Source organism: Ornithobacterium rhinotracheale DSM 15997 (assembly GCF_000265465.1).
Lineage (GTDB): Bacteria > Bacteroidota > Bacteroidia > Flavobacteriales > Weeksellaceae > Ornithobacterium > Ornithobacterium rhinotracheale.
In genome coordinates this window covers 591,149-603,280 of the sequence record NC_018016.1, presented here as the reverse complement: position 1 = coordinate 603,280, position 12,132 = coordinate 591,149, and the positions used below count along the sequence as shown (strand labels likewise).

The 12,132-nt window shown below is 38.4% G+C and carries 12 protein-coding genes; 6 read left to right on the top strand and 6 right to left on the bottom strand.

The window, feature by feature from the left end:
- Window positions 1–2: 2 nt before the first annotated feature.
- The 6 genes from mraY to mraZ are packed head-to-tail and all read right to left on the bottom strand — an operon-like array spanning window position 3 to window position 6,342.
- The gene (gene mraY / locus ORNRH_RS02815) at window positions 3–1,232 is read right to left on the bottom strand and encodes a phospho-N-acetylmuramoyl-pentapeptide-transferase (RefSeq protein WP_014790403.1); all 1,230 of its coding nucleotides are present in this window, start codon (window positions 1,230–1,232) and stop codon (window positions 3–5) included.
- 9 nt (window positions 1,233–1,241) lie between these two features.
- A complete protein-coding gene (locus ORNRH_RS02810) occupies window positions 1,242–2,702 on the bottom strand; it encodes a UDP-N-acetylmuramoyl-L-alanyl-D-glutamate--2,6-diaminopimelate ligase (RefSeq protein WP_014790402.1) in 1,461 nt (486 codons plus the stop codon).
- Entirely contained in the window at window positions 2,699–4,675 is a 1,977-nt protein-coding gene (locus tag ORNRH_RS02805) for a penicillin-binding protein (protein ID WP_014790401.1), read from the bottom strand. The genes ORNRH_RS02810 and ORNRH_RS02805 overlap by 4 nt, the downstream gene beginning before the upstream one ends.
- Window positions 4,676–4,993: an FtsL-like putative cell division protein gene (locus ORNRH_RS02800; RefSeq protein ID WP_014790400.1), complete on the bottom strand. Its 318-nt coding sequence runs from the start codon at window positions 4,991–4,993 to the stop codon at window positions 4,676–4,678.
- On the bottom strand, window positions 4,986–5,891 hold the full coding sequence (gene rsmH, locus ORNRH_RS02795) for a 16S rRNA (cytosine(1402)-N(4))-methyltransferase RsmH (RefSeq protein WP_014790399.1): 906 nt from the start codon (window positions 5,889–5,891) through the stop codon (window positions 4,986–4,988). The genes ORNRH_RS02800 and rsmH overlap by 8 nt, the downstream gene beginning before the upstream one ends.
- Window positions 5,878–6,342 (bottom strand): division/cell wall cluster transcriptional repressor MraZ, encoded by a 465-nt coding sequence (gene mraZ / locus ORNRH_RS02790; protein WP_014790398.1) that lies wholly within the window; start codon window positions 6,340–6,342, stop codon window positions 5,878–5,880. The genes rsmH and mraZ overlap by 14 nt, the downstream gene beginning before the upstream one ends.
- A 327-nt stretch (window positions 6,343–6,669) precedes the next feature.
- Between mraZ and ORNRH_RS02785 the strand changes: the two genes are divergently transcribed.
- The 6 genes from ORNRH_RS02785 to ORNRH_RS02760 all read left to right on the top strand — a co-directional run bounded on the left by ORNRH_RS02785 (window position 6,670) and on the right by ORNRH_RS02760 (window position 12,092).
- Window positions 6,670–7,437 carry an alpha/beta fold hydrolase gene (locus tag ORNRH_RS02785; RefSeq protein WP_014790397.1) on the top strand — a complete coding sequence of 256 codons (768 nt, stop codon included), beginning with the start codon at window positions 6,670–6,672 and terminating at the stop codon, window positions 7,435–7,437.
- A gap of 101 nt (window positions 7,438–7,538) precedes the next feature.
- Entirely contained in the window at window positions 7,539–8,192 is a 654-nt protein-coding gene (yihA, locus tag ORNRH_RS02780) for a ribosome biogenesis GTP-binding protein YihA/YsxC (RefSeq protein WP_014790396.1), read from the top strand.
- Window positions 8,182–10,350 carry a beta-N-acetylglucosaminidase gene (locus tag ORNRH_RS02775; protein ID WP_014790395.1) on the top strand — a complete coding sequence of 723 codons (2,169 nt, stop codon included), beginning with the start codon at window positions 8,182–8,184 and terminating at the stop codon, window positions 10,348–10,350. The genes yihA and ORNRH_RS02775 overlap by 11 nt, the downstream gene beginning before the upstream one ends.
- Window positions 10,351–10,501: 151 nt before the next feature.
- Complete coding sequence (locus ORNRH_RS02770) at window positions 10,502–11,116, top strand: thiamine diphosphokinase (RefSeq protein ID WP_014790394.1); 615 nt, start codon at window positions 10,502–10,504, stop codon at window positions 11,114–11,116.
- A 58-nt stretch (window positions 11,117–11,174) separates the two neighbouring features.
- Window positions 11,175–11,585 (top strand): hypothetical protein, encoded by a 411-nt coding sequence (locus ORNRH_RS02765; RefSeq protein WP_014790393.1) that lies wholly within the window; start codon window positions 11,175–11,177, stop codon window positions 11,583–11,585.
- Between the two features lie 12 nt (window positions 11,586–11,597).
- A complete protein-coding gene (locus ORNRH_RS02760) occupies window positions 11,598–12,092 on the top strand; it encodes a hypothetical protein (RefSeq protein ID WP_014790392.1) in 495 nt (164 codons plus the stop codon).
- Window positions 12,093–12,132 lie beyond the last annotated feature (40 nt).

The window sequence follows — 12,132 nt, the reverse complement described above, 5'->3', positions numbered from 1 at the left end:
CGCTATCTAATTTTTAGGGTTATAATTGAAATCACAGCGAGAATAAAACCGATGATTAAAAATCGGTTTACAATTTTACTTTCATGGTAAGCCAGCTTTTGAAAATGGTGGTGCAATGGCGACATAAGGAAAATTCTTTTTCCTTCGCCAAATCGCTTTTTGGTGTATTTAAAATAGCTTACTTGCAACAATACAGAAAGGCTTTCTGCTAGGAAGATTCCGCATAAGACAGGTAGTAAAAGCTCTTTGCGCACAATGACTGCGATCACGGCGATAAGCCCCCCGATGGTTAAACTCCCTGTGTCTCCCATAAACACCTGAGCAGGGTAGGTGTTGTACCACAAAAATCCTATCAATGCCCCGATGAAGCCCCCGCAGAATACCATGACTTCCTCCACTCGTGGTATGTACAAAATGTTTAGGTAGTCGGCAAAGATAAAGTTTCCCGATACCCATGCAAAAAGTGCCAATGCACCGACTATGATGACTGAGCTTCCTGCGGCGAGCCCGTCGATTCCGTCTGTAAGGTTGGAGCCGTTGGATACGGCTGTAATGATGAAAATTACGACAGGGATAAAGATGAGCCAGCCATATTTGGTGGCATCTTCTTTATCCATCCAAAATAGGAGAGAATCGTAATTTAATTCATTGTCCTTAAAGAAAGGTATATTGGTTAGGTTTGATCTTTGTGGCTCTCCAAAAAGTTCATCTGCAGAGAGTTGTCTGGTATTGGTTTGAGGGGTGTGGATTTGCTGGCGCACAGTAACATTTGGGCTAAAGTATAGCATGGAGCCTACGATGAGCCCAAGCCCTACTTGCCCAAGTACTTTAAATTTTCCCGCTAAGCCTGCTTTGTTCTTTCTGAAAACTTTGATGTAGTCGTCTAAAAAACCAATCGTTCCCATCCATAAAAGAGATGTGATGAGAATAATGATGTAGATGTTGTTCAGCTTAGTGAAGAGCAGAGCTGGAATTAGTGTGGCTAGAATGATGATAACGCCTCCCATCGTTGGTGTACCTTCTTTTTCTTTTTGTCCTACTAGTCCTAAATCTCTCACCGTTTCGCCCAGTTGCTTTATGCGCAAATAATTAATGATTTTTTTACCAAAAAATAGTGCGATAAACAACGAAGTGAGCACAGACATCGCCATACGGAATGTCGTAGAGCGTATCATATTGATGCCTGGCACATCGAAATATTGGTTTATATATTCAAAAAAGTAATAAAGCATTATTTTCTTCTATTTATTTAAAATTTCAGTGAATTCTTTTGCAATTAAAACATCGTCAAAAGGATGTTTTACCCCTTTAATTTCTTGATAGGTTTCGTGCCCTTTGCCTGCGATTAGAACAATGTCTCCACTTTCAGCCATGTTAATCGCCGTTTTTATAGCCTCTTTTCTGTCCGTGATTTTTAAATATTTTCTAAAGTTCTGTGGCTGAACGCCCGCTTCCATTTCGGCTAAAATCACCTCAGGGTCTTCGCTTCGTGGGTTGTCCGAGGTTAAAATGGCTAAATCTGCCAATTCAGACACGGCATCGCCCATTTCAGGTCGTTTGCTTTTGTCGCGATCTCCACCGCAGCCAGCCACGCAAATCAAATTTTCGTTTTTGGTACGAATTTTCTGAATCGTGCTGATTACATTTTCCAGAGCGTCTGGCGTGTGGGCGTAATCTACGATAATGGTAATATTGCCTTTTGATTGAAATGTTTGGAATCTTCCGTTTACATTTTTAAGTTGGCTTATGCCTACTAAAACTTCATCTTTATTCCAGCCAAGCTCTACGGCAATTGCATAAACTAGCAACAGATTATATGCATTGAAGTTTCCAACGAGCGATGTCCAGACTTCTCTGTTGTTAAAAGTGAGGAGCATTCCCGTAAGTTGGTTTTCAATTACTTTAGCTTTGTATGGAGCTTCTGTTTTGAGTGCGTAGCCAAGCTTTTTAGACTTGGTGTTTTGGAGCATGATTTCTCCGTTTTTGTCATCGAGATTGGTGATGGCAAAAGCAGATTTTGGCAAATCATCAAAAAAGCGTTTTTTTACCTCTAGATAATTTTTAAAAGTTTTATGATAGTCTAAATGATCGTGTGTAATGTTGGTAAAGCCCGCTCCGCTGAACTTTAGCCCCTCAATCCTGTGTTGATCAATGCCGTGAGAGCTCACTTCCATAAAGGCGTATTCGCAACCTTCTTCTACCGCTTGTGCCAAAATCTCATTGATTTTTAAAATATCTGGCGTTGTGCGTTCGCTCGGAATGCTATTTTTGTGGATTTTGATTTCTATGGTAGAAATCAAAGCACACGGGTAGCCAAGCAATTCTCCCAAAGAGTAAAGTAGGCTTGATGTGGTGGTTTTTCCATTAGTACCTGTAATGCCTACTAATTTAATTTTTTCGGAAGGATTGTCATAGAAATTAGCTGCCAATTTCCCTAAACTAATCGAAGTGTTTTTAACTTGAATATAAGTGATTTCTGGTTTTAAGTCTTCGGGTAAATTTTGGCAAATTATGGTTTTTGCCCCTTTTTCGATCGCGCTGTCGATGAATTTGTGTCCGTCTGATAAGCTCCCCACGATAGCGACAAAAACATCGTCTTGCTCTACTTTTCTAGAGTCAAACTGAATGCCACGAACTTCTTTAGCCATCTCTCCAAAGCTGGCTAAAATCGGTAGCTGATATGTGAGTTGTTCTAATCTCATAAGTGGCTAAGTGCTAATTGTATGTGTGTTCCTTTTTTGATTGTTGTTCCTTCTGGTAAGGATTGATTTACAATCTTTCCCATTCCAGTGTAGCTTACCTTTAATCCCGCATTTTCAAGTGCTGGGATTACCTCGTAGGCTAATTTCCCTTTTAAATTTGGAATTTTATTGTTTTTTAATTCAAAGCCGTGTGCATTTTGTTTATCGGGTTGAGCTTTTCTGTTTTCGGCAAAATAAGTTTTTGGCGTATTTACATAAACATAGTCTGCAATGGCTTTAAAAATAGGTCCTGCAACAGTTCCTCCATAGAATCCCTTGTTGCGAGAGGGCTTGTGAGCCATCACATAGCAGGAATATCTTGGATTATCGGCAGGGAAATAGCCACAGAAAGAGGCACGATATTGAATTGGTTGATTCTTAATCCAATATTCCACACGAGCGGTTCCTGTTTTGCCTGCTGTAGGATATTCTTGGTTATTGAAAGAGCGTCCTGTTCCGCGTTTCATTACCGAGGCGAGCATGTTTTGCATTTTTCTGATTGTGGAATCTTGCGCCATTTTTGGCACGCGCACAGTGGGCTCAAATTTTTTGATTAAAGCTCCTTTTTTGCGAATTTCTTTTACAAATAAAGGTTTTAGCATCACCCCGTTGTTGGCAATTCCATTATAGAAAGTAAGGATTTGCAATGGCGTGATTTTGCTTTCGTAGCCAAATGATACAGAGGATAGCGATTGCTTGCTCCAAGATTTTTTGTTCGGATCTGGGAAGAAAGGTTTAGCTTCTCCAGGAATATCTACGCCAAGCGGTTCGCCCATTTTCCATTCTCTAGTAATGATGTTCATGAACTTTTCGGGCTTGTCTTGGTAGGCACCTGTGATGATTTTGGCGGTACCAATGTTAGAAGATTTTTCTAAAACTTGGCGAACATTGATGGTGCCATATCCGTGCGAATCGCTGATTACACGACCGTATAATTTAGCTCTTCCGCCACCAGTTTCTACAGTTGTGGCAGTGTCTACAACGCCTTCTTTAAGTGCAGCGAGTAGCGAAATGGTCTTGATGGTGGAGCCTGGTTCGCTGGCTTCTCCTACGGCAAAATTTTGAATATCGGCATAGTTTCCGTCTTGTAAGCGAGTTAAATTCGCAATGGCTTTGATTTCTCCCGTTTTCACCTCCATGATTACAATGCAGCCGTATTCTGCCTCGTATTGAGAAAGTTGGTCGTAGAGTGCATTGTAAGCCACATTTTGCAAAGGAATATCAATGGTGGTCACCACATCATAGCCTTCTTCTGCATTCACTTCGGTGCTTACATCAATTGGCTTCCAGTTTCCGCCCCCCATTCTTTGTTCTAGTCTTCTTCCATCTTTTCCTGCAAGCAGCTCGTTGTAGGCTCCTTCAAGTCCCACTTTGACACTGTCTTTCACATAGCCAAGTGTTCTTGAGCCTATGTCTTTTACAGATCGCTCTCTCACAAGTCGCTCATCAACAATAAGCCCACCTTTGATTTGTCCTTTTTCAAAGATAGGAAAGGTTTTTAATCTTTTAAGTTGTTGAAAATTAATTCCTCTTGCAATTTTCACATATTGTTTGTTCTGTGCTTTTGCTTTTAGAATTAATTGAGCGTAATAGTTAGCTGGCTTGCCAAAAAGCGCATGCAAGGAGTCGCTTAATCCGTTTAAGTGTTTGTCGATTAAGTCTTGGCGCATGGCTTTTCCGTCGATGGCAATATCGTATATTTTTACAGAGGTAGCTAAAAGGCTTCCGTCTGCAGCGTATAGGTTCCCTCTTTGTGCAGGAATCACAGCTTCGCGGAAATTTGTTTTTTCTGCAAATTCCTCGAATTTCTTGCGCTCATTAGGGTCTACTTGTAGATTGAAGAGTTTAATGTAAATCCCAATCACTACAAGAATAAACACCACAGCTACTGCATAGCCTCTTAGTTTTAAATATTTGTCCTTGTTGTTAGTCATTTATTTTTCAATCATTCTATAGGGTTGAACTGTAGAATTCTTTATGCTATCTTTTGCAACCATGTCTGCTACATGGCTTCTCATTTGGTGTTGCATAAGTTGCTTGTGTACAAATGCATATTCTGATTTCAAGTTAGAAACCTTGGTCTCTAATTTTTTAATCTTCACCACCTGCTTGTCGGCGTATTGGGAGCTAATAATGCTTATCATTGCTAGCAATGCCAAAAAACCCATGAATTTCCAATTGTTAATGGAGCCCTCATCTACTAGGAACTTACCTTTTACATAGTCCTGAACCTTCTTTTTCTTCTTAGCCATGATTTCTGATTCCTATTCTTAATTTAGCACTTCTTGCGCGTGGGTTTTCTTCAACTTCTTCTTCGCTAGCCAAGATCACTTTAGATTGCAGTGGTCTGAATGGAGCGTACCAGTTTCCGTAGAGATCCCTCTCTGGTTCTCCTTGGAACATTCCTTTTTTGATGTAATTTTTTACCAATCTATCCTCAAGAGAGTGATAAGAAATCACGACTAATCTGCCATCTGGCTTAATGATGTCTGCCATTTGCATAAGCATATCCTCTAGTGCCTTCAGTTCGTCGTTCACCTCAATTCTTAAAGCTTGGAATAATTGAGCTAAAAGCTTATTTTCCTTGTGTTTTGGGATTACGGCTGAAAGCACTTCTTTTAACTCTTGCGTGGTATTGATAGGTGCGTTTTTTCTCGCGGTGGCGATAATATTTGCCCATTTGAATCCTTGCTTGATTTCGCCATAATTCTTTAAAATAATGCCTAAATCCTTTTCTGGATATTGGTTTACTACTTCCCAAGCCGATTTAGATTGGTTTTGGTTCATGCGCATATCCAGTCTACCTTCGAATCGGGTAGAGAAACCACGCGTTGCGGTGTCAAACTGGTGCGATGAAACGCCTAAATCTGCCAAAACGCCATCTACTTGTGTGATTCCGTAAAACTTTAATTGATTTTTAATAAATCTAAAATTAGATAAAATCAATTGAAAACGAGAATCTTGTATTTGGTTTTTAGCCGCATCTAAATCTTGGTCGAAGGCGAAAAGCTTTCCGTTTTCGTTTAATTTTTTCAAAATTCCGCGCGAGTGTCCTCCGCCCCCAAAGGTGCAGTCTACATACACACCTCCAGGCGTTTGAACTAGTGCGTCTATGCACTCATCAAAAAGTACAGGTTTATGGTAATTCATCTCCTAGGCTGCCCATTACTTCTTCTGCTAATGCGCCAAAATCTACTTCCTCATTGTTGATTTCAGCTTCATACAAATCTTTGTTCCAAATCTCGATAATGTAGATGTAAGAGGAGAGTACTACATTCTTTTCAATCTTTGCGTAATTCACTAAGTCTTTGGCAATCTGCAATCTGCCATTGCTGTCGAGCTCCACGGGTTTGGCTCCAGCGGTGAATCGGCGAATGAAATCACTGTTTTTTTTCACAAAAGGATTAAGTTTACCCATTTTTTCCATCACGCGGTTCCATTCATCTATGGGGTGAAGCTCAAGACAAGGTTTGAACACAGAACGCTTTAAGATAAATCCCTTTTCTAGGACATCTTCTAGCTGTTTGCGCAGGTCCATAGGAAGGGCTAGACGCCCCTTGGCATCTACCTTACATTCATATGAACCGATTAGACTTGTCATTACCTAAATAAATTTTTTCCAAAAATAAGAACTTTCTTCCAAAGTCTACCACTTTTTACCACAAAATCCCACTTTTGTTGAAAACTTTTGTTTTGGCTTGTTTTGGGAGCTATATTTTTGATTGTTAATATTTAGTGAAATTTAAATTAAAAATAATTGTACCTAAAAAGTAATCCTCGAATATACTTGAAGAAAGCTCTTTTTGTTTGATGATATGTCCTTAAAATTTTGGTTAAAAAGAAAAAAAATAGCGACATAATTTAGATTATGTGCGATTAATTGCATATAAAGCCTTATATTTGTTACGATAGATGAATTTTAAAGCTTATGCTATTCAATATTAAAAAGAAAAAGAAATATAATTACATAGAGGAAGGAGAAGGGCACCCGCTTGTGTTGTTGCATGGATTGATGGGGGGGCTTTCTAATTTTGAGGCACTTACTAAGTTTTTTGTAGAAAAAGGCTACAAGGTTTATATGCCAGAATTGCCTATTTACTCGCTTCCTGTTCTTAGTACCAATGTATCTAGCATCGCTAAATATGTAACACGCTTTGTGCAAGATGTAATTCAAAAACCCGTTACACTTATTGGAAATTCGCTCGGAGGGCATGTGGGGCTTGTGGTTTCGCTGGAGCATCCAGAGCTAGTTCACTCCCTTGTGCTTACGGGAAGTAGCGGACTGTATGAGAAATCTTTTGGCGAAACTTTCCCTAAAAGAGGAAGTTATGAATATGTTCAGAAGAAAGCAGAAGAGGTTTTTTATGATCCAAGCATTGCGACCAAAGAAGTGGTAGATAGTGTGTACAAAGTGGTGAATGATAATTCTAAAGTAATCAAGACTCTTTACATCGCGCGTAGTGCGATTAAACATAATATGAAAGATGTTTTGCACAAGATACAAATGCCCGTTTGCCTTATTTGGGGAAAACAGGATAATGTAACACCGCCAGATGTGGCTGTGCAATTCGAGGAAGGATTGCCGAATGCAAAGCTTTTTTGGATTGATAAATGTGGGCATGCTCCGATGATGGAACGCCCAGAGGAATTCAACGAGATTTTGTATAAATGGCTTAGCGAAACGGTAAAAGATTAATCAATAATTAAAATAATAAATAAAAATTCCTTAAGCACTCCTTTTTTTTAGAAAGTAGCCTTAGGGGATTTTTTATATAACAAAATTAAATCCATTAAAAAATGAAAATCACATCGGCTAAATTTGTAGAAAGTAATTCGGACTGGCGAAAATGCCCTGCACCCGACAGACCAGAATATGCCTTTATCGGTCGTTCCAATGTGGGGAAATCCTCGCTCATCAACATGCTGGCAGACAATAAGAAATTGGCAAAAACTTCGGGCACGCCAGGGAAAACACAGTTAGTTAATCATTTTTTAATCAATGGAGAATGGTATTTGGTGGATTTGCCAGGATATGGCTATGCGCAAGTGTCCAAAAAAACGCGTAAAAAATTCAGCGAATTGATCACGGGATATATTCTAAACCGAAAAAATCTCATCAATTTATATGTGCTGGTAGACGCAAGACACGACCCGATGAAAATCGATTTGGAATTCATGGAATTTTTAAGCAAAAAAGGAATTCCGTTCAGCATTGTGCTTACTAAAATCGATAAATTAAGCAGTTCAGCATTGGCTAAAAATTTAATGAAATACCAAAAAAAAATGCTGAATACTTGGCAGACTTTGCCACCTTTTTATAAAACATCTGCTACCTCAAAAGTGGGAAAAGAAGAATTGTTGAATAATATAGATTTGTTTAATCAGCAATTAAATAAAATAGATTTTGCCCAAATTGTAAACAACGAAAAACCATCAGAAAATGAAATTTAAGCTCTTTAATTTATTAATTTTAGTTTTTAGTTTAAGCATTGCGCAGCAGATTCAGCCCACACCACAAAAAGAAGATTTCAGCGGAAAAACAATTGCTACGCCACAAAGTTTTTCTTACAAAGTGGTGAAAAGTGCTCCACAGAGTATAATTTATTTTATAGAAAGTGAGCCCATTCCGTATGATAAAAATGGATTTAAAATTGAACTGAATAAAAAATCAAAAATTAAAAATCTGCCTAACAAAGCAGAGGCGTATTATTTAAAAATTGATAAAAATAAAGTCACTATCGAGGCAAGAGACTGGCGTGGTGTTTATTACGGTTTGCAGACTTTTAGACAATTGGCACAAAATCCCACACTACCATTGGGGGAAATTATAGATTATCCCAATGTTGAGTTTCGTGGCGTGGTAGAAGGATTTTACGGAAACCCTTGGAGCTTTGAAGACAGAATGCGACAGCTTACTTTTTATGGCGAAAACAAAATGAACACCTATATATATGGTCCCAAAGATGATGCCTACCATAGTTCGCCGAATTGGAGAAAGCCATATCCACCCGAAGAAGCGCAGAAAATCAAAGATTTAGTAGAACAGGCACATCAAAACGAAGTGGATTTTTATTGGGCTATTCACCCAGGGAAAGACATCAGATGGAATGCGGAAGATAGGGATAATTTAATCAAGAAATTTGAAGCCATGTATGCACTCGGTGTGCGAGCATTTGCTGTTTTCTTCGATGATATTTCGGGCGAAGGAACTAAAGCCGACAAGCAAGCGGAGCTATTGAATTATATAGATGATCATTTCATTAAAACCAAAAAAGATGTGCGTCCGCTGATTATGTGCCCTACCGAGTACAACAAAAGTTGGTCTAATATAAAAGGTGGATATTTACCCACTTTGGGTAAAAACCTGAACAAAGATATCCATATTATGTGGACGGGCGATCGTGTGATTGGCGATGTAACACAAAGTTCGCTTGAGTGGATTAACAAAAATATCGAAAGAAAAGCATTTTTCTGGTGGAATTTTCCCGTTTCAGATTATGTACGCGATCACTTATTGCTCGGTCCAGCTTATGGGCTAGATACCCGAGTGGAAAGCATGCTTTCTGGCATGGTAACCAATCCTATGGAGCGTGCCGAGGCATCAAAAGTGGCGATTTATAGCGTAGCAGATTACGCTTGGAATGTACCAAAATATGATTCCATAAAAGCGTGGGAGCGAGGGATAAAAAATGTATTTCCGACCGATTTTGAAGCCTACAAATTCTTTGCAGAAAACAACGCAGATTTGGGAAGAAACGGACACGGCTACCGCCGAGATGAATCTTGGAATTACAAAAAATTGGCTCAAAAAATCATTAAAGAAATTGATCAAAATAATTTAAGCACAGAAACTTACCAAGAGGCAAAAGCCTTTTTTGATAAAATGATTCTTTCTGCAGGCACGCTTATGGCAAGTCAAGATAATCCGTATTTGATAGATGAAATCAAGCCATGGCTATCTCAATTCAGTTTGCAGGGGCAAATGGGATTAAACATTTTAGCCATGCAACAAGCTTTGCAAGCTGATGATGCTCAGGCATTTTTGAGAAATTATTACAGTGCACAGACCGATAAAACTGCGATGTTCTACATTGATCATGCCGAAAACCAAAACCCATATCAGCCAGGCGTGAAAACAGGAAGTTTGGTCATTCAGCCAATGTTGGACAATGCAATGGTGAGTTTGGCTAAAAAGTATAATCAAAAATACAATGCTAATTTAGCCGTGCAAGTGAATTACAATCCGCACCAGCCAGACACCAATATTGAGCAGCTGAAAAATCAACCATTGGTATTAAACAATCGAACGCTGAATTATTCGCCATCGCTCGAAGTGGTGAAAATCAAGCCACAAGGCTACATCGGTGTGAAATTACACGAGCCACTAAAAGTGGAGCAAATTGTGCTTAATTTTGGTGTTAAAAACTTTGATTGGGGTCAAGTTCAATATTCAGAAAACGGACTTGAATGGACTCCAATCAACGGGAATTTTAAAGACACTACTTGGATTTCTAGACCGAACAAAAAAGCTAAATTTATACGATTCATCAATACCTCGAACCAAGAACAAGAAATGTATTTTAAGCGATTTGAACTCGTGGTAAAATAATATTTGCTCACCAAAAAAGTCATCAAAAATCCGTATTTCATGAAATAAGAAATACGGATTTTTAAGTTTTTATTTTAAGCGATTTGCATAATTTGTTTGATTAAATGCTATATTTACAGAGAAATATGATTTTGATTAAAAATTTAATTAAATGAAGAAAGCCCTTTTGCTCATCAATGGAGCGCCGCCTAAAGAACCAATCAATGTAGGGAAATACGATGCCATATATTGCACCGACGGAGCCTATGAAAAAGCCCTAAAAATCGGACTAAAGCCAGATGTTGTGGTCGGGGATTTTGATTCTATTTCAAATGTCGAACTTCCAGAAGTTGAGGTTTTGCACCGCCCCGATCAAGATTTTACCGATTTTGATAAATGTCTGCAAGAATTGGAAATTAGAGGCTTTACAAGCATCGATGTCTTTGGAGCTACGGGGCTGGAGCACGACCATTTTTTGGGAAATTTGACCACAGCGAGCCATTTCAAAGATAAAATGCGAATCAGTTTTCATGATGATTATTCCGTATTCTTTTTTTCGCCTAAAGTTTTAAAGTTGAATGCTGTGAAAAATAGAATGATCTCATTATATCCCTTTCCGCATGCCGAGTCGGTGGAATCCAAAGGCTTGTTTTACCCGCTAGGCGGAATGGATTTGGATATTTTGGGCAGAGTAGGAACACGAAATCATGCTCAAGATGATGAGGTGGAAATTAGTTTTAAAAAAGGCGAAATGATAATTTTTGTGTCAAAATATCTAAAAAAATAAATTTTATGAATTAAAATCATTAATATTGTATAGGCGTAATTAATTTAAATTCAGAAGTATGAGAAAAGTTATTTTAGTATTAATGGCGATTTTTGCTTTCACCGCATGCTTAAGCAACGACGATGATAGCAAGGTGGTTGAAAGCTTCAGAAATGCTTATGCAACAGAGCTTAGCGTTTCGCCCATTGGGAAGATTAATCGAAATATCAATATAAGTTTTAAAGTTTCGTATCACCCAGGGTGCGAAGAGTATTACCACACAAATACGGAAATGAAAGACGGGGTGTTTTATATCTTGCCCGTGGTAAAGAATAACGGCAAAAAGTGTGATGGAAATACCTCAACCATAACACAAAATATAGGCTGGAGCCAAAATCGTGTTGGGAATTATCTTATTAAAATTCCCAAAGGCGTAAATAAAGCAGGGGAAATACAATATTTAACTAAAGAAATTGAACTAACTGAATAAAAAATAAAGATTATGAAAAAATTATTATTAGCGATGCTTTCAGTCTTAAGTTTAGGGCTGACATCATGTTTAAACAACGATGACGAACCGCAAAAATACCAAGGGCTTGCTTTTGTTACCAATGTAAAGGCACCTAAAACTGGCGAAGTGGGGCAAGAAATAGTGTTTAATGTAACATTTCAATTAAATTCAAACTGTGCTCATTTCTTAAAATTCAATGCACCAATCGTGCTTCAAGATCCAGCAAAAGAGAGTGAATATGCAGGGATTATGGAAGTTGCACCTATTGTGGAGTCTGAAGATCCGAAATGCTCTAATGCAGAAGGAGCGAGTGCGACCAAAGAGTTTAAAGTGATTCCAAAAGTTCCAGGAGTTTATCAGTTTAAATTTTATTCTGGAGTGAAAGGCGAAGGGGCAGATGCCAAGCCTAAGTTTATTGAAGTGAAAGTAACGGTTTCTAATCCAGAAAAGAAAGAAAAAGAAGGTGGTGAAAAGCCAGCGGCTTAATTTTAGAAATTAACTAAAAACTAAAAGAGAAACTTTTTTA